General features: G+C 60.2%; 16 protein-coding genes. 7 read left to right on the top strand and 9 right to left on the bottom strand.

Annotated features, from left to right (window positions below; all coding sequences use genetic code 11):
• Nucleotides 1–192: 192 nt before the first annotated feature.
• From tgt to coaD, 5 genes are all read right to left on the bottom strand, one after another.
• Complete coding sequence (tgt, locus tag ACJJVH_RS06375) at nucleotides 193–1,323, bottom strand: tRNA guanosine(34) transglycosylase Tgt (protein ID WP_412064930.1); 1,131 nt, start codon at nucleotides 1,321–1,323, stop codon at nucleotides 193–195.
• A 6-nt stretch (nucleotides 1,324–1,329) separates the two neighbouring features.
• On the bottom strand, nucleotides 1,330–2,415 hold the full coding sequence (gene queA, locus ACJJVH_RS06370; protein WP_113392191.1) for a tRNA preQ1(34) S-adenosylmethionine ribosyltransferase-isomerase QueA: 1,086 nt from the start codon (nucleotides 2,413–2,415) through the stop codon (nucleotides 1,330–1,332).
• Between the two features lie 88 nt (nucleotides 2,416–2,503).
• Complete coding sequence (locus tag ACJJVH_RS06365) at nucleotides 2,504–3,013, bottom strand: peptidylprolyl isomerase (protein ID WP_112802133.1); 510 nt, start codon at nucleotides 3,011–3,013, stop codon at nucleotides 2,504–2,506.
• A 134-nt stretch (nucleotides 3,014–3,147) separates the two neighbouring features.
• Complete coding sequence (locus tag ACJJVH_RS06360) at nucleotides 3,148–3,720, bottom strand: peptidylprolyl isomerase (RefSeq protein WP_112802131.1); 573 nt, start codon at nucleotides 3,718–3,720, stop codon at nucleotides 3,148–3,150.
• Between the two features lie 29 nt (nucleotides 3,721–3,749).
• The gene (coaD, locus tag ACJJVH_RS06355; protein ID WP_112802129.1) at nucleotides 3,750–4,262 is read right to left on the bottom strand and encodes a pantetheine-phosphate adenylyltransferase; all 513 of its coding nucleotides are present in this window, start codon (nucleotides 4,260–4,262) and stop codon (nucleotides 3,750–3,752) included.
• 202 nt (nucleotides 4,263–4,464) lie between these two features.
• Here coaD and ACJJVH_RS06350 point away from each other — a divergent pair, with 202 nt between their 5' ends.
• Both ACJJVH_RS06350 and ACJJVH_RS06345 read left to right on the top strand, forming a co-directional pair.
• On the top strand, nucleotides 4,465–4,689 hold the full coding sequence (locus ACJJVH_RS06350) for a hypothetical protein (RefSeq protein ID WP_412064929.1): 225 nt from the start codon (nucleotides 4,465–4,467) through the stop codon (nucleotides 4,687–4,689).
• A gap of 91 nt (nucleotides 4,690–4,780) precedes the next feature.
• On the top strand, nucleotides 4,781–4,939 hold the full coding sequence (locus tag ACJJVH_RS06345) for a hypothetical protein (RefSeq protein WP_412064928.1): 159 nt from the start codon (nucleotides 4,781–4,783) through the stop codon (nucleotides 4,937–4,939).
• Nucleotides 4,940–5,767: 828 nt separating this feature from the next.
• Here the strand turns inward: ACJJVH_RS06345 and ACJJVH_RS06340 are convergent.
• Nucleotides 5,768–5,893: a hypothetical protein gene (locus ACJJVH_RS06340; protein ID WP_412064927.1), complete on the bottom strand. Its 126-nt coding sequence runs from the start codon at nucleotides 5,891–5,893 to the stop codon at nucleotides 5,768–5,770.
• Nucleotides 5,894–6,144: 251 nt separating this feature from the next.
• Nucleotides 6,145–8,940, bottom strand: a complete 2,796-nt coding sequence (gene gyrA / locus ACJJVH_RS06335) for a DNA gyrase subunit A (protein ID WP_412064926.1) — start codon at nucleotides 8,938–8,940, stop codon at nucleotides 6,145–6,147.
• Between the two features lie 225 nt (nucleotides 8,941–9,165).
• Here gyrA and ACJJVH_RS06330 point away from each other — a divergent pair, with 225 nt between their 5' ends.
• Complete coding sequence (locus ACJJVH_RS06330) at nucleotides 9,166–9,798, top strand: MarC family protein (protein ID WP_412064925.1); 633 nt, start codon at nucleotides 9,166–9,168, stop codon at nucleotides 9,796–9,798.
• Between the two features lie 54 nt (nucleotides 9,799–9,852).
• Here ACJJVH_RS06330 and ACJJVH_RS06325 read toward each other — a convergent pair whose 3' ends face one another.
• Nucleotides 9,853–10,428 (bottom strand): single-stranded DNA-binding protein, encoded by a 576-nt coding sequence (locus tag ACJJVH_RS06325; protein WP_412064924.1) that lies wholly within the window; start codon nucleotides 10,426–10,428, stop codon nucleotides 9,853–9,855.
• 271 nt (nucleotides 10,429–10,699) lie between these two features.
• Between ACJJVH_RS06325 and uvrA the strand changes: the two genes are divergently transcribed.
• On the top strand, nucleotides 10,700–13,621 hold the full coding sequence (uvrA, locus tag ACJJVH_RS06320) for an excinuclease ABC subunit UvrA (protein WP_112802125.1): 2,922 nt from the start codon (nucleotides 10,700–10,702) through the stop codon (nucleotides 13,619–13,621).
• A gap of 33 nt (nucleotides 13,622–13,654) precedes the next feature.
• Nucleotides 13,655–14,461, top strand: coding sequence for a DUF72 domain-containing protein (locus ACJJVH_RS06315; protein ID WP_412064923.1), 807 nt, complete (start codon nucleotides 13,655–13,657; stop codon nucleotides 14,459–14,461).
• Nucleotides 14,462–14,567: 106 nt separating this feature from the next.
• Here ACJJVH_RS06315 and ACJJVH_RS06310 read toward each other — a convergent pair whose 3' ends face one another.
• A complete protein-coding gene (locus tag ACJJVH_RS06310; RefSeq protein ID WP_412064922.1) occupies nucleotides 14,568–16,043 on the bottom strand; it encodes an NAD(P)H-hydrate dehydratase in 1,476 nt (491 codons plus the stop codon).
• 348 nt (nucleotides 16,044–16,391) lie between these two features.
• Here ACJJVH_RS06310 and ACJJVH_RS06305 point away from each other — a divergent pair, with 348 nt between their 5' ends.
• Both ACJJVH_RS06305 and glnA read left to right on the top strand, forming a co-directional pair.
• A complete protein-coding gene (locus ACJJVH_RS06305; RefSeq protein ID WP_015339877.1) occupies nucleotides 16,392–16,730 on the top strand; it encodes a P-II family nitrogen regulator in 339 nt (112 codons plus the stop codon).
• 60 nt (nucleotides 16,731–16,790) lie between these two features.
• The gene (gene glnA, locus ACJJVH_RS06300; RefSeq protein ID WP_112802121.1) at nucleotides 16,791–18,200 is read left to right on the top strand and encodes a type I glutamate--ammonia ligase; all 1,410 of its coding nucleotides are present in this window, start codon (nucleotides 16,791–16,793) and stop codon (nucleotides 18,198–18,200) included.
• The last annotated feature ends 104 nt before the right edge of the window (nucleotides 18,201–18,304 follow it).

Raw genomic sequence — 18,304 nt, 5'->3', positions numbered from 1 at the left:
CACGTCAACGCGGGACACTGGGCCACAATGGCCAAGTTCCGCGTCGTGGGTTCTCACGCCGAGGCGTGGAGCAGAGCTTCCGGGTGAAAGGGGTCGGGCTTACCGAAACCGACCCTGCCTTTTTCGACGGCCCGTGATAGTGCGAAATCGCCCGACAGGCAAGCGAGCGTATCGCCGGTGCGCCGTCAGCGATCAGACCGGCTCGAGATCGCCCCTCGCCCAGTTCTCCTGTGTTTCAGCCATGAAGTCTGCGAAGCGGCCTTCGGCGATCGCCTGGCGGATGCCCTGCATCAGTTCCTGATAGTAGGCGAGGTTATGCCAGGAAAGCAGCATGCCGCCGAGCGCTTCGTTGGCGCGGACAAGGTGGTGCAGATAGGCGCGCGAGTAGTCTCGGGAGGCCGGGCAATTCGATTGCTCGTCGAGTGGGCGCATGTCCTCGGCGTGACGGGCATTGCGGATGTTGACCTTGCCGCGCCGCGTGAAGGCCAGTCCGTGACGGCCGGAGCGGGTCGGCATCACGCAGTCGAACATATCGATGCCGCGGGCGACGGACTTCAGAATGTCGTCCGGCGTGCCGACACCCATGAGGTAGCGCGGCTTCTCCGTCGGCAGCTCGGGAAGGGTGATCTCGAGCATGCGCAGCATGACCTCCTGCGGCTCGCCGACAGCGAGTCCGCCGACAGCATAGCCCTTCAGGTCCATGCCGCTCAGCGCCTGCGCAGAACGGACGCGCAACTCCGGAACGTCACCGCCCTGCACGATGCCGAACATCGCCTTGCCGGGCTGGTTGCCGAATGCCACCTTGCAGCGCTCCGCCCAGCGCAGCGACATTTCCATGGCCCGCTCGATATCCTTCGGCGTCGCCGGCAGGGCGACGCATTCGTCGAGCTGCATCTGGATGTCGGAATCGAGCAATCCCTGAATCTCGATCGATCGCTCCGGCGACATGTGATGCAGGCTGCCGTCGACATGAGACTTGAAGGTGACGCCCTGCTCGTCCAGCTTGCGCAGGCCGGAAAGCGACATGACCTGGAAGCCGCCGGAATCGGTCAGGATCGGATGCGACCAGCGGATCAGCTCGTGCAGGCCGCCGAGGCGGGCGACACGTTCGGCCGTCGGTCGCAGCATCAGATGGTAGGTATTGCCAAGAATGATATCGGCGCCGGTTTCGCGCACCTGGTCCAGATACATGGCCTTGACGGTGCCGACCGTGCCGACGGGCATGAATGCCGGCGTACGGATCGTGCCGCGCGGCATGGAGACTTCGCCGAGGCGCGCGCCGCCATCGGTCTTCTTCAGCTGAAATTGAAAGCTCTCGCTCATGTCGTTCTAGTCTTTCCGGTAGAGCAGGCTGCCATCGCCATAGGAATAGAAGCGATAGCCCGTCTCGATAGCATGGGTATAGGCCGCGCGCATCGTATCGAGGCCGGCAAAAGCCGATACGAGCATGAACAGGGTCGAGCGCGGCAGGTGGAAATTCGTCATCAGCATATCAACGGCCTTGAAGCGGTAGCCGGGCGTGATAAAAATGCCCGTAGCACCCTGCCAGGGCTGGATAGTGCCGTCTTCGGCGGCAGCACTTTCGATCAATCGCAGCGATGTGGTGCCGACGCAGACGATGCGCCCGCCCCTCGCCTTCACGGCATTGAGCTTTTCAGCCGTCGCCGCATCGACATGACCGATCTCGAAATGCATCTTATGGTCGTCGGTATCGTCGGCCTTTACCGGCAGGAAGGTGCCGGCTCCGACATGCAGCGTCACGAAATGGCGTTCGATACCCATCGCATCGAGCGCGGCAAACAGCGACGGTGTGAAATGCAGGCCAGCGGTCGGGGCAGCAACGGCGCCCTCTTCACGCGCGTAGATCGTCTGGTAATCGGCTCGGTCGCGCTCGTCTTCGGCACGCTTCGCGGCAATATAGGGCGGCAGCGGAATGTGGCCGACGGCGGCAATCGCCTCGTCCAGGGCAGGTCCGGACAGATCGAACCGTAGGGTAATCTCGCCGCCCTCGCCCTTTTCCTCGACCGTGGCATCGAGCGAGCCGAGCGCGCAGACATTCTCGCCGTGACCGAACTGGATGCGATCACCGATCTTGATACGCTTGCCCGGCTTGGCAAACGCCTTCCATCGATCTGGCGCCGCCCGCATGTGCAAGGTCGCCGAGACCTGCTGGCCGGGCGCGCCCTCGCGATGGCGAATACCTTCAAGCTGTGCCGGTATCACCTTGGTATCGTTGAAGATCATGGCGTCGCCCGGACGCAGGAAGGATGGCAGCTCCCGCACCCGATGGTCGCTCAGCGTGCTTGCGCCATCGCTGGGATCGACCACGAGCAGGCGCGCGCTATCGCGCGGCTCGGCGGGCCTCAGCGCAATACGCTCCTCCGGCAGATCGAAGTCGAAAAGGTCAACACGCATTCAATTCGTCCAGGCAGTTCATCCAGGCAAAGCGAAACCCGCCCCTCGCGCCTGAGGCGCAAGAGGCGGGTTTCAGGAATAATCACGATCAGACGTCGGCAGCAACCCGTGCGGATACGATCGAGTCCGGATCCTTCACCGGTTCGCCGCGCTTGATCTGGTCAACGATATCCATGCCGGAGATGACCTGACCCCAGACGGAATACTGCTTGTTCAGCCACGGAGCGTCGGCAAAGCAGATGAAGAACTGCGAGTTGGCCGAGTTCGGGTTCTGCGAACGGGCCATCGAGCAGGTGCCGCGAATATGCGAGGTCGCGGAGAATTCTGCCTTCAGGTCCGGCTTGGAGGAGCCGCCCATGCCGGCACGGCCGGGATTGAAGGTTTCGCTGCCCTGCTTGCCGAACTGCACGTCGCCGGTCTGTGCCATGAAGCCGTCGATGACGCGATGGAACACGACGCCGTCGTAAGCCTTTTCGCGTGCGAGTTCCTTGATACGGGCGACATGCTCCGGGGCGACCTGCGGCAGAAGCTGAATGACAACCTGGCCCTTGGTGGTTTCCAGGATGAGCGTGTTTTCCGGGTCCTTGATCTCAGCCATGTTCGTTTCCTTGTTCTCTCTGTTTGGTTGCGCATGCTCCCTTCACGGCTCCACGCCTTTCGGGATCATGCAACTTGCCTCGGTATGATCCTATCCAAGACCGCCTTGCGCCTTTTGGGATCACACCCATGAAATCACTTCTTGGTGACAGTGACCTTGATCATGCGGTCTGGCTTGCTCACTTCGCCGTTCTGGCCTTCGCCGCGCTTGATCTTGTCGACGAATTCCATGCCCGAAACGACCTTGCCGACAACCGTATACTGGCCGTTCAGGAAATCGCCATCAGCGAACATGATGAAGAACTGTGAATTGGCGGAATTCGGATCCTGGGCGCGCGCCATGCCGACGGTGCCGCGCTGGAACGGAACCTTGGAGAATTCGGCCGGAAGGTTGGGCAGATCGGAACCGCCGGTGCCGGCCTTATTCGGATCGTAGCCCTTCGTCGCATTGCCGTACTGAACATCGCCGGTCTGGGCCATGAAGCCATCGATGACACGATGGAAGACGACATTGTCGTAAGCACCCTTCTTCGCCAGCGCTTCGATCTGTGCGACGTGCTTCGGCGCGACCTCGGGCATGAGCTGGATCACGACGGGACCATCCTTGAGCTGGATGGTCAGAAGATCCTCGGCCGCCGCCGAGAATGCGCTGCCTGCAAAGGCGGCAAGGCTCAAGAATCCTGCCAATGCAATATGAAAGAGTTTCATGGATACTCCGTTCGGGATTGGATTTCGGCTCAGCTGTTTCCGCCGGCCATATTTTTGAGTTTGCCGTTCAGCGCTTCCAGAACCGCCGACGGCACGAAGGCGCTGATGTCGCCGCCCATCGATGCGATCTGCCGTACCAATGTGGCGGTTATGGGCCGCGAGGCCGTACCGGCGGGCAGAAACAGCGTCTGGATATCCGGCGCCATCTGCCTGTTCATGCCGGCCATCTGCATTTCATAGTCGAGATCCGTGCCATCCCGCAGGCCGCGCACCAGCAGGGTCGCGCCGTGGGCACGGGCGGCGTCGACCACCAGATTATCGAAGGCGACGACGGAAATATCGCCCGCCTTTTGCGGCAGGGCTTCAGCCAGCGATCTACGGATCAGATCTGCCCGCTCCTCGAAGGAGAACAGCGGCTTCTTGCCGGGATGAATGCCGATCGCAACGATCACCTTGGCGGCGACGTTCAGCGCCTGCACGAGGACATCCAGATGTCCGTTGGTCATCGGGTCGAAGGATCCGGGATAAAAGGCTGTCGTCATTACCAAGCCGGCTCGTTGTTTCGACGCCTTTTGTCATGGATGGGGCCGTATCGCAAGTCATTTGCAACCCAGGAGCCGCCTCTGAACCGTAGATGAACGCGACGTTCAAGCCCGTTTCAGCTCGACGGTGCTTAACTGCCATCAACATCGAAACGGGCCTGGTTCAAAGGCTCGCCGGTCTCGGCCTCAGGGAAATCCAGCCATGCTCGTCTTCATCATCGCAGGCGCCATCCTCGGTTCATTTTTCGTCGAATGCCTCGTTCATGTTTTCGCGGACAACTACGAGCTCGAATGGAACCATGCCTCAAAAATCGGCAAAAATAAAGATTTTGCCCAAGAAATCGCCACCGCCATGCGCAAGACGCATCGCGAATCTGAACGCCAGATGAACAAGGCATTCAAGGTCGCTTCAGACGCGCATTGCTAGATAGCTCTCAATATCGGCGGAACCATTTACGAACCGCCGCGTTTACAGTCCGAACTCAGATTTGCACACAGCGGCAAGAAGGAAGAAGAGTATGCCCGACAAGATCACCCTTATTAACGTTGTTTGGATGGCCATGATTTCGGGAATGCTTGCCGCAACCGTTGCCCTCTACGATCAAAAACCCGACCAGTCGAAGATCTATGGTCCCTTTGCTTCGGCTCGCCCCTTCGTTGCCACGAACCAGTATTAAGGGATCTGAACGCTAGTCCCACCAAAGGAGGGAGCGATCATGTTCACTATTTTGACGCTGCTTACACTTTTCATCAGCATCATGTTTGTCGTGTCAGTCGCATCCACCATTTCGGCGCTTCATCGCGAAAGCGAAGAAAGCAAGAGACTGCATAAGCGTCACAAGACGCTCTGATCTCCGCGTACCGAGCATCTTTCCCCGCCATATGCTCGGATGGACACTGAACCGGACGCTATTCCCGCCAGCGTCCGGTTTTTTATTGCTGAAAATGGCACTCGGCGGCATCGACGACCCGATTTCTGCGACATCCGGCATAGCAGGCCGTATGCTGCAATTGCGCTTCCTCCCGCGATCGGCATGCTCATTGGACTGACTGGTAACGTGAGACGACCCGGGCCGTACGATCGTCGACGCACCGGCCGCACATCACGCCGTTATAGGGATTGATCGCGCTCCATTTCCGCGACAAATCCCGGCGGATATTTCATCGACACGGCACTTTTACGGACCTGCATCGAAGGCACCGATGCGATCTTTCATTGCACAAGATCCATGCGCCGCATGTCGGGACAGTCTTCTAAGATGAATTTCCGAGCAGCAATATCGAGAGGCACGCCGGCTGGCGAAAGTGGCTCCGACTGCCGATATGAAGCGGCTGGCATTAACCAGTATGACGGCTCTGTATGGTCGTGCCATCGTTCCGGACGGGTACACCTGGCTCGATGAAAGCACCGCAAAGCAGCGGAGAAACCCAATCATCATCGCAGAAGACCGCAAGCCGAACAGATCCTTGAAGGCATGACTTGCCCGAATTTTCAGATACGCGTTTTACGCATATCTCTCAGTTTTCCGGAACCCCGCGAATGTCATGATCGCTTCCGCTTGCATCGCGGCGCCGACATGGGTGGCCTTGTCGGCGCCGGTCAAGGACCGCATCCATGCCTCGAAATCCATCGGCGCCGCTCCTGGATAGCATATCCGCCTCGGCCATGACGAAGTTCTTGCATGGTTGAACTGGCAAGCCCGAAGGCCCCACCATCCTTCTCCTATACCGACAGGCAGCCGGAACAGGCGACAGCGCGAAGATCGGACAAACGCTCCAAAAGCAATCGCACGAGCCCGTTACCGGGTTCGTGCGATTGCAAACATTCCATTTATAAGCCGTCGCCCTAGCGGCCTCAGCTTTATCGTCCGAGTGCGGCGAACTATTCTTCGCCGGCACCTTCGCCTTCGCCGTTGACCTCTGCCGCCTCACCGGCAACAGCCTCATCCTCGGCCACCGGATCGTCGTCACTTTCCGGCTCGCTGATGCGCTCGACGGACACGACTTTCTCATCCTTCGCGGTGGAGAAGATGGTGACGCCCTTGGTGGCTCGGCTGGCGACGCGGATACCGCCCACGGGGACGCGGATCAACTGCCCGCCGTCGGAGACCAGCATGATCTGATCGCCGTCCTCGACCGGGAAGGCGGCGACGAGCTCGCCGATCTCGCCCGTCTTCGACGTGTCGGTGGCACGGATACCCTTGCCGCCGCGGCCGGAGATACGGAAATCGTAGGAAGAGGAACGCTTGCCGAAACCCTTTTCGGACACGGTCAGAACGAATTGCTCGAGCGCCTTCAGCTCTTCGTAGCGCTCATCGCTCAACTGTCCCTCCTCGGTGACTTCCTCGCCGACCAGCGCGATTTCCTCATCCTCGCCCGTCGTGGAGCGGCGCTCGCTGACGGAGCGCTTGAGATAAGCTGCGCGTTCCCAAGGCTCCGCATCCACATGGCGGACGATCGTCATCGAGATGATCCGGTCACCGGATGCAAGGCTGATGCCCCGAACGCCGATCGAGTTGCGGCCGGCAAAGACGCGCACGTCCGAAACCGAGAAGCGGATGCACTGGCCAAGCGCCGTCGTCATCAGAACGTCGTCACGTTCGGTGCAGGTCTCGACGGAGAGGATTTCATCGCCCTCCTCCTCGAGCTTCATGGCGATCTTGCCGTTGCGGTTCACCTGCACGAAATCGGACAGCTTGTTGCGCCGCACGGTTCCGCGCGTCGTCGTGAACATCACGTCGAGATTGTCCCAGCTATCCTCGTCCTCGGGCAGAGGCATGATCGTCGTGATACGCTCTCCGGACTCCAGCGGCAGCATGTTGATCAACGCCTTGCCGCGCGAGGTCGGCGTGCCGATCGGCAGACGCCAGACCTTTTCCTTGTAGACGATGCCACGCGACGAGAAGAACAGAACCGGCGTGTGCGTGTTGAGAACGAATAGCCGGGTAACGAAATCCTCGTCCCGGGTCGTCATGCCGGAGCGGCCCTTGCCGCCGCGCCGCTGGGCACGGTAGGTAGTCAGCGGCACGCGTTTGATGTAGCCGAGATGGGAAACGGTGACGACCATGTCCTCGCGAGCGATCAGATCCTCGTCGTCCATCTCGAGGCCGCCATCGACGATTTCGCTTCGGCGCGGCGTGCCGAATTCGTCGCGAACGGCTGTAAGCTCTTCTTTTACAATGGTTTGAATACGTGCACGCGACGAAAGGATGTCGAGGTAGTCCTTGATCTCGACACCGATCTGGTTGAGCTCGTCATCGATTTCGTCACGGCCGAGAGCGGTCAGGCGGGCCAGACGCAGTTCAAGGATCGCACGCGCCTGCTCTTCCGAAAGGTTATAGGTGCCGTCTTCATTAATACGGTGACGCGGATCGTCAATTAGCCGGATAAGCGATTCGACATCCGCGGCCTTCCAGCGGCGCGTCATCAGCTCTTCGCGAGCCGATTGCGGATCCGGCGCCTGGCGGATAACCCGGATGACTTCGTCGATATTGGCAACCGCGATCGCCAGACCGACCAAGACATGGGCACGATCGCGCGCTTTGCGCAGCAGATATTTCGTGCGCCGGCTGATGACCTCCTCGCGGAACGCCACGAACGCGCGCAGCATGTCCATCAGGTTCATCTGCTCGGGCTTGCCGCCGTTCAGCGCCACCATGTTGCAGCCGAACGAAGTCTGGAGCGGCGTATAGCGATAGAGCTGGTTGAGGATGACGTCGGCATTGGCGTCGCGCTTCAGCTCGACGACGACGCGGTAGCCCTGACGGTCGGATTCGTCGCGTAGGTCGGAGATGCCCTCGATGCGCTTCTCGCGCACGAGTTCCGCCATCTTCTCGATCATCGAGGCCTTGTTCACCTGAAAGGGAATCTCGGTGATGATGATCTGCTCGCGATCGCCGCGCATCGGCTCGATGGTCGCAACACCGCGCATGATGACGGAGCCACGCCCCGTCTCATAGGCCGAACGAATACCGGCACGGCCAAGGATCTTCGCGCCGGTCGGGAAGTCCGGACCAGGGATGATCTGCATCATTTCGGGCAGTTCGATCGCAGGATTTTCGATAAGGGCGATACAGCCGTCGATCACCTCGGAGAGGTTGTGCGGCGGAATATTCGTCGCCATGCCGACGGCGATACCGCCGGAGCCGTTGACGAGCAGATTCGGGAAGCGTGCCGGCAGAACCTTCGGTTCTTCCGTGGTTGCATCGTAGTTTTCCTGGAAGTCGACCGTTTCCTTGTCGATATCCTCAAGAAGCTCGTGGGCGACTTTCGTCAGGCGCGATTCCGTGTAACGCATCGCCGCCGGCGGATCGCCGTCGATCGAACCGAAATTGCCCTGCCCGTCAATGAGCGGCACGCGCATCGACCAGTCCTGCGCCATGCGAACCAAGGCGTCGTAGATCGAGGCGTCGCCGTGCGGGTGGTAGCTACCCATGACGTCGGCAACCGGACGGGCCGACTTCACGTATTTACGGTTCCAGTGATAGCCGCTCTGATTGGCCGCGTAGAGAATGCGCCGATGGACGGGCTTGAGACCATCGCGAACGTCTGGAAGCGCGCGGCTGACGATCACGCTCATGGCGTAATCGAGATACGACCGCTGCATTTCCTCCATGATGGAAATCGGCTCGATGCCTGGCGGGAGCTTCCCGCCGCCGGGTGGTGTTTGCTCAGTCAAAACAGATCACGATCTCTTTTAGAATCACTGTGAAATTTATAGCCGAAAGGCTTGGCGAGTGCCAATTTAGCCCGATGTTTTTGAACAGGCTTTTGCCCCTTTAAGCCGCAAAATCGAACATTTCCGTGGCGTAACCCGCCGATAGCGGCGCATGGCCCTTTGCGAAAACTCATTCCTCGCATAACAATGCCCGATAACAGCGACAGAATAAGCTTCGGGGGCTATATGGCGAGTGCGGATACGCTGATCAATGCCTTCACAACTTTGCTTGTCACTGTCGATCCACCCGGGCTCGCGCCGCTTTTCATCGGCCTTACGGCGGGCATGAACCGCTCCGAGCGCAAGCAGGTGGCGTTGCGCGGCTCGCTGATCGCTTTCTTCATTCTGGCAGCCTTCGCCCTCTTCGGCGCGAGCGTGCTCGGCATCCTCGTCATCTCCATCGGCGCCTTTCGCATCGCCGGCGGCCTGCTGCTGTTCTGGATCGCCTTCGAGATGGTGTTCGAGCGGCGGCAGGACCGGAAAGAGAAGACGACGGAAGTCGCCATCACGCAGGACCATATCCGCAATATCGCGGTTTTTCCTCTCGCCCTGCCCCTGATCGCCGGCCCCGGCGCAATCTCCGCCACGATCCTCTTGGCGGGATCGCTGCCGACGACGCTCGACCGCGCGCAGCTGATCGGCGTCATCGCCGCCAATCTCTGTCTCGTCTTTGCCGCGCTTGCCATTTCCGACAGGCTTGACCGCATGCTGGGCGCAACCGGCCGCGCCATCCTGACCCGCCTGCTCGGGGTCATCCTGGCAGCGTTGGCCGCGCAATTCGTCGTGGACGGTGCAAAGGCGGCGCTGGCTCTTTCCTAAAAAAAACCCGCCAATGCGGCGGGCTTTTCAAGGATTCGATTACGAATACCGATCTCAGAACGGGATGTCGTCATCCAGATCGCGCGAGAAATTGCCGCCGCCGCCGCCCTGGTTGCCACCACCACGGTTGCCGCCGCCGCCACGGGAAGAGCCCTGAGAGGACGACTGGCCGTAATCGTCACCGCCGTAATCGCCACCACCGCCATAGCCGCCGCCGAAGTCACCGCCGCCGCTGCGACCGCCACGGCTGCCGCCCTCGATGGAACCACCGCCTTCACCCCGCCCATCGAGCATGGTGAGGGTCGAATTGAAGCCCTGAAGCACGACTTCGGTCGAATAACGATCCTGGCCGTTCTGATCCTGCCACTTGCGGGTCTGCAGCGCGCCTTCGATGTAAACCTTGGCGCCCTTCTTCAAATATTGTTCGGCAACCTTGCACAGGCCCTCGTTGAAGATGACGACGCGGTGCCATTCGGTCTTTTCCTTGCGCTCGCCGGAATTGCGGTCGCGCCAGGTTTCCGATGTCGCCACGTTGAGGTTGGCAATCGGGCGGCCGTCCTGCGTGCGGCGGATTTCCGGGTCCGCCCCGAGATTTCCAACCAGAATTACCTTGTTCACACTACCGGCCATAATACCACCCTGCTTGCCGCCCATCGGCGGCTTTGAAACTCTATCCGAGCACCTTAACCCATAGCGGCTGTCAGGCGCTATTTATGCGGTCTTCCCAGTGTCGTTCATCCACAAAGAAATCGCCGCGATAATTTTGTTCTTTATTTGTTCTAATTTATCCCTATGATGCTGTCAACGGAATCGAAAACCCGGCTTCATCCTTCATTTCAGCCTCGACTCGCGGGCTGGCATCACTAAATAAAGGCAGACTCCAAGGGACCTGCATACGACGATGAGCGAACTGAAGACTATTTCCATACGTGGTGCGCGCGAGCATAATCTCAAGGGCATCGATCTCGACCTGCCCCGCAACAAGCTGATCGTGATGACTGGGCTTTCCGGCTCCGGCAAGTCGTCGCTCGCCTTCGACACCATCTATGCCGAAGGCCAGCGCCGCTATGTCGAAAGCCTTTCGGCCTATGCGCGCCAGTTCCTCGAGATGATGCAGAAGCCGGATGTCGACCAGATCGACGGCCTCTCGCCCGCCATCTCGATCGAGCAGAAGACCACTTCGCGCAATCCGCGCTCCACGGTCGGCACTGTCACAGAGATCTACGACTACATGCGTCTGCTGTTTGCGCGCGTCGGCGTTCCCTATTCGCCGGTGACGGGCCTGCCGATCGAGAGCCAGACGGTCAGTCAGATGGTCGACCGCGTGCTCGCTTTCGAGGAAGGCACCAGGCTCTATATTCTTGCGCCGCTGGTGCGCGGCCGTAAGGGTGAATATAAAAAGGAACTGGCGGAGCTCATGAAAAAGGGCTTCCAGCGCGTCAAGGTCGACGGGCAGTTCTATGAGATCGCCGATGTGCCGGCGCTCGACAAGAAATACAAGCACGACATCGATGTCGTGGTCGACCGTATCGTCGTCAGGCCCGATATGGCAGCCAGGCTTGCGGACAGTTTCGAAACCTCGCTGCGCCTTGCGGACGGCCTTGCCGTTGCGGAGTTCGCAGACAAGCCGCTGCCGCCGGAAGAAACCGCTGCCGGCGGCTCGGCCAACAAGTCGCTGAACGAGACGCACGAACGCGTGCTGTTTTCGGAGAAGTTTGCTTGCCCGGTTTCCGGCTTCACCATTCCGGAAATCGAGCCTCGCCTGTTCTCGTTCAACAATCCTTTCGGCGCCTGCCCCTCCTGCGACGGCCTCGGCTCGCAGCAGAAGATCGATCCGGATCTCATCGTGCCGGAACCGGAACGCACGCTGCGCGACGGCGCGATCGCGCCCTGGGCCAAGTCGAGCTCGCCTTATTACAATCAGACGCTCGAAGCCCTCGGCAAGCATTACGGCTTCAAGCTCGGCAGCCGCTGGAACGAGTTGTCCGACAAAGCCAAGGACGTGATCCTCAACGGCACGGAAGACAAGATCGAATTCCATTATGCCGACGGCGCGCGCTCCTACACGACCCACAAGAATTTCGAAGGCATCGTGCCGAACCTCGAACGCCGCTGGAAAGAAACGGATTCCGCCTGGGCGCGCGAGGAGATCGAGCGTTTCATGTCGGCGGCACCCTGCCCGGCCTGTAACGGCTACCGCCTGAAGCCCGAGGCCCTGGCGGTCAAGATCAACAAGCTGCACATCAGCCAGGTGTCGGAGATGTCCATTCGTGTTGCCCGCGACTGGTTCGAGGCGCTACCGGCGACGTTTACCGACAAGCAGAACGAAATCGCCGTGCGTATCCTCAAGGAAATTCGCGATCGCCTGCGCTTCCTCAACGATGTCGGCCTCGAATATCTGAGTCTGTCGCGCAATTCCGGCACGCTCTCCGGCGGCGAGAGCCAGCGTATTCGGCTGGCATCGCAGATCGGCTCGGGATTGACGGGCGTCCTCTACGTCCTCGACGAGCCGTCCATCGGCCTGCATCAGCGAGACAATGCCCGCCTGCTGGAAACGTTGAAGCACCTGCGCGACATCGGCAATACGGTCATCGTCGTCGAGCACGACGAGGATGCGATCCTGACGGCCGACGACGTCGTCGACATCGGCCCCGCAGCCGGCGTGCACGGCGGCCAGGTGGTCGCCCATGGGACGCCGCAGGATATCATGGCCAATCCGAAGTCGCTGACCGGGAAGTATCTTTCCGGCGCACTCGGCGTGCCGGTTCCGGAAGAGCGCCGCAAGCCCAAGAAGGGCAAGGAAATCAAGGTCGTCGGCGCAAGGGGCAACAACCTCAAGAATGTCACGGCCTCGATACCGCTCGGTGTCTTCACGGCGGTCACAGGGGTTTCCGGCGGCGGCAAGTCCACCTTCCTGATCGAGACGCTTTACAAGTCGGCGGCACGGCGCGTCATGGGCGCGCGCGAAATTCCGGCCGATCACGATCGCATCGACGGCTTCGAGCATATCGACAAGGTGATCGATATCGACCAGTCTCCGATCGGCCGCACGCCACGCTCGAACCCGGCGACCTATACCGGCGCCTTCACGCCGATCCGTGACTGGTTTGCCGGTCTGCCGGAAGCCAAGGCGCGCGGCTATCAGCCGGGCCGCTTTTCCTTCAACGTCAAGGGCGGCCGCTGCGAAGCGTGCCAGGGCGACGGCGTCATCAAGATCGAGATGCATTTCCTGCCCGATGTCTATGTCACCTGCGACGTCTGCCACGGCAAGCGATATAACCGCGAGACTCTGGACGTCACCTTCAAGACCAAGTCGATCGCCGACGTGCTCGACATGACGGTGGAAGAAGGCGTCGATTTCTTCGCGGCCGTTCCCGCCGTGCGCGACAAGCTGCAGAGCCTCAAGGATGTCGGCCTCGGCTATATCAAGGTCGGCCAGCAGGCCAACACGCTTTCGGGCGGCGAAGCGCAGCGCGTCAAGCTGGCCAAGGAACTGTCGAAACGTTCGACGGGCCGTACGCTCTATATCCTCGACGAGCCGACCACCGGGCTGCATTTCCACGATGTCGCCAAGCTTCTGGAAATGCTGCACGAACTGGTCAATCAGGGCAATTCGGTCGTGGTCATCGAGCACAATCTCGAAGTCATCAAGACCGCCGACTGGATTCTCGATTTCGGTCCGGAAGGCGGCGATGGCGGCGGCGAGATCGTGGCCGTCGGCACGCCGGAAACGATCGTCAAGGAGAAGCGTTCCTATACGGGCCAATTCCTGAAGGAGCTGCTGGAGCGGCGCCCGGTGAAGAAGGTTGCGGCAGCGGAGTGACAATCACCGGGCCGAGCGGCCAAGGAGGAGAGAATGACCAAAGCGGGCGAAATCCGCACAGGCATAGGCGGGTGGACCTTCGAGCCCTGGCGCGGGACCTTCTACCCCGACAGCCTGAAGCAAAAGGACGAGCTGAACTACGCCAGCCGCCAGCTGAAGGTGATCGAGGTCAATGGCACCTATTATAGCACGCAAAAGCCCGAGGTCTTTGCAAGATGGGCCGCTGACGTTCCCGATGGTTTCATCTTCTCCCTGAAAGCGACGCGCTTCGTAACCAATCGCCGGGTTCTTGCGGAAGCGGGCGAGTCGATGCAGCGCTTTCTGGAATCGGGCATCAGCGAGCTTGGTGATCATCTCGGTCCCCTGCTCTGGCAATTCGCGCCGACGAAAAAATTCGATCCGGATGATTTCGAGGCGTTTCTGAAGCTGCTGCCGGCCAAGCAGGATGGGCTCGCACTCAGGCATGTTGTCGAAGTCAGGCACGACTCCTTCAAAGTGCCGGAGTTCGTCGTCCTGCTTGAAAAATACAACATAGCGCCGGTCTGCGCCGAGCATTTCGAGTATCCGATGATTGCGGATGTGACGGCGGATTTCGTCTATGCGCGCCTGCAAAAGGGATCGGACGATATCGAGACCTGCTATCCGCCGAAGGATCTGAAAGCCTGGGCCAATCGACTGAGAACCTGGGCCGAGGGCAAGGTGCCGGATGACCTGCCGTTGATCGATGCGAAGCGCAAGGTCGAGGTCGTGCCTCGCGATGTCTTTGCCTTCATGATCCACGAGGGCAAGGTGAATGCGCCTCCGGGCGCGATTGCCTTGCAGGCGGAAGTCGCGAAATAGCCGGCCGGAGCGCTTCCGCTTTTCTTCGAATCGCGAAGGCGTTTCGCCTTTTGTCTCTTTCCGCAATCCGGACGAGAAACCGCCGCGCAGTTTTTCTGGAAGGGTTTTACAGCGGTTTGACGGCCTCAACGAGATCTTCGGCCGTAAGACCCTTACCGGCATGCTGGCCCGCCATGCCATGCAGCCAGACGCCGGCTGCTGCGGCTTCGAAAGCCGGCGCGCCTTGCGCCATGAGACTGCCGACAATCCCGGCCAGCACGTCGCCGGAGCCGGCCGTGGCAAGCCAGGGCGGCGCATTGGCGTTGATCAGCGCCCTGCCATCCGGGGCGGCGATCACGCTGTCGGCGCCTTTGTAGATGATGGCGGCGTGGGCTCTTGCGGCGGCGGCCCGCGCCTTGTCGATCTTGCTCGAGGCTTCGTCTGCGGCAATATCGGGAAAAAGCCTTGCAAACTCCCCTTCATGCGGGGTCAGCACCAATCGTGTCGGTCCTTCGGCAAAGGCATCGAAAAGCCTCTGCGGCCGATCGCGAAACGAGGTTATGCCATCCGCGTCCAGCACCAGATGGCGATCCGCGAGCGCAAGGCAGAACTGGCGCGCCTTTTCGCCGGCGCCGAAACCCGGTCCGAGAACAAAGGTCGACAGGCGCTCATCGGCAAGCCACTCACGTAAGGCGGCTTCATCCTCGACGGCATGCAGCATGATCGCCGTGAGCAGGCCGGCATTGACGGCCAATGCGTCTCGCGGCGAAGCGATCGTGACCAACCCAGCCCCTGCCTTCAGCCCGGCCATGGCCGACATGCGCGCCGCACCCGTCGCGTTCGATCCACCTGAAAAGACGACGAGATGGCCACGTTTGTATTTGTGCGTGTCGGTGCCCGCGGACGGTATTTTTGCCAGCCATTGGGCCGGCGTGTTCTCCGCGATCAGGCGATCGGCATGGGCGCGAACGATGCGGCCGGGAATGCCGATGTCGAAGACCTCCAGCTCACCGCACAGGTCCCGACCGGGTAGAAGAAGATGGCCCGGCTTACGCGTCATGAACGTCACCGTCCGCGTTGCTTGGAAGGCCGCGCCGAGCACCTGACCGCTACGCCCGTCGAGGCCCGACGGCAGATCGACGGCAATCACTGGAACATCCGCCGCGGCGACGCGCGCGATCACGGCCGCGATATCCTCGGGAACGGATCGAGAGAGACCCGCGCCGAAAACCGCGTCGATAACGAGGTCGCCCGCAAGCGGCACGTAATCGGCAACCGGCGCTCCAGGCACCGGACAATCCGCCAGAGCGCGAGCCGCGTCGCCCCTCAGCCGTTTCGGATCGCCCAGATAAAAGAGTTGTACGCCAGCCCCGGCCGCCAGCAGCGCGCGCGCGGCGACGTAGCCGTCCCCACCATTATTGCCCGGTCCGCAAAGAACGACATATCGGAGCGCCTGGGGGAAATACCGAAGCGCCACGGCGGCAACAGCCTGCCCCGCCTTTTCCATAAGCCCATAGGAATCGATGCCGGACGCGGCAGCAGCGCTGTCGACGGCAGCCATATCGTCGGGGGTGAGGAGCAGGTCGGCAAGCGGCAACATCATGGCGAACATTATAGATGCGAAATCTGCCTCAAAAACAACCGTTATTGCGCCATGCAATTTGATTGATATTTATGCATTTGCACAACAATTAAACAATAACATTCAACGGCTTGCCGGAGCATAAACATGATGCGCACGGCACTTTTTCGCGAAATTTTGCTTATCCCAAGCATTTACGCGCGAAATCGCTTCCATTTTCCCGAAAAATCCTCATCAATTCATCGTCTCGGTACAAATTCGCCGGGATTTTTTACGGCGGCTCATTCTCAATTGGCATGATACGTGCATTACGTTGGCCGAGCGGGGAGTAATCCTGCTGTAACAGGAGAAGCGGAGAGACATTTTCTCATGAAAAAGATCGAAGCGATCATTAAGCCCTTCAAGCTCGACGAAGTGAAGGAAGCCCTTCAGGAAGTCGGCCTGCAGGGCATCACCGTCACGGAAGCGAAGGGCTTCGGTCGTCAGAAGGGCCACACGGAGCTTTACCGTGGTGCCGAATACGTCGTCGACTTCCTGCCGAAGGTGAAGGTCGAAGTTGTATTGGCGGACGAAAATGCAGAGGCGGTGATCGAGGCCATCCGCAAGGCTGCACAAACAGGCCGTATCGGCGACGGAAAGATTTTCGTTTCCAACGTGGAAGAGGTCATTCGAATCCGCACCGGCGAAACGGGCATCGACGCCATCTAATCCGCCCGGCCCTTCCGGCCGCGGCTCGTTAATCGTCATCTCAGTCAAGGAAGTAATTTAATGGCGACCGCAAGCGAAATTTTGAAACAAATCAAGGACAACGACGTCAAGTTCGTCGACTTGCGCTTCACGGACCCGAAGGGCAAGCTGCAGCACCTCACCATGGATGTGATCTGTGTCGACGAAGACATGTTCGCCGATGGCGTCATGTTCGACGGCTCCTCGATTGCGGGTTGGAAGGCCATCAACGAATCCGACATGGTGCTGATGCCCGATCCTGAAACGGTCCATATGGACCCGTTCTTCGCGCAGTCCACCATGGTCATCCTCTGCGATATCCTCGACCCGGTCTCCGGCGAAGCCTATAACCGCGATCCGCGCGGCACCGCCAAGAAGGCCGAAGCCTATCTCAAGGCCTCCGGCATCGGCGACACCGCCTTCTTCGGCCCGGAAGCCGAATTCTTCGTCTTCGACGACGTCAAGTACAAGGCCGATCCCTACAACACCGGCTTCAAGCTCGATTCGAGCGAACTGCCGTCCAACGACGACACCGACTATGAGACCGGCAACCTCGGTCACCGTCCGCGTGTCAAGGGCGGCTACTTCCCGGTTCCGCCAATCGACAGCTGCCAGGACATGCGCTCGGAAATGCTGACGGTTCTGACCGAAATGGGCGTCGTCGTCGAAAAGCATCACCATGAAGTCGCCGCCGCCCAGCACGAACTCGGTATCAAGTTCGATACGCTGGTTCGCAGCGCCGACGGCATGCAGATCTACAAGTACGTCGTTCATCAGGTCGCCAACGCCTACGGCAAGACGGCAACCTTCATGCCGAAGCCGATCTTCGGCGACAACGGCTCGGGCATGCACGTTCACCAGTCGATCTGGAAGGGCGGCAAGCCGACCTTCGCCGGCGACGAATATGCGGGCCTGTCGGAAAGCTGCCTCTACTATATCGGTGGCATCATCAAGCACGCCAAGGCGATCAACGCCTTCACCAACCCGTCGACGAATTCCTACAAGCGTCTCGTCCCGGGGTATGAAGCGCCGGTTCTCCTGGCCTACTCGGCTCGCAACCGTTCCGCATCCTGCCGTATCCCGTTCGGCTCGAACCCCAAGGCAAAGCGCGTCGAAGTCCGCTTCCCTGACCCGACCGCCAACCCCTATCTCGGCTTCGCCGCCATGCTGATGGCAGGACTCGACGGCATCAAGAACAAGATCCATCCCGGCAAGGCTATGGACAAGGATCTTTACGACCTGCCGCCGAAGGAACTGAAGAAGATCCCGACGGTCTGCGGCTCGCTGCGCGAAGCTCTGGAAAGCCTCGACAAGGACCGCAAGTTCCTGACCGCAGGCGGTGTCTTCGACGACGACCAGATCGATGCCTTCATCGAAGTGAAGATGCAGGAAGTCATGCGCTTCGAAATGACGCCGCATCCGGTCGAATACGACATGTACTATTCTGTCTGATGAATGCTAGGAAAGCCCCGGCTTGCCGGGGCTTTTTTCGGGGTCGGCGGCTCTGGCGGCCGTTCCATCGTCGTGAAAGCCTGTGCATGCCGCAAATTCCCGGC

Source organism: Rhizobium sp. SYY.PMSO, from assembly GCF_046840415.1.
Lineage (GTDB): Bacteria > Pseudomonadota > Alphaproteobacteria > Rhizobiales > Rhizobiaceae > Rhizobium.
Note: the sequence above shows the minus strand (reverse complement) of the source record. Positions and strands in the feature narration are given on the sequence as shown.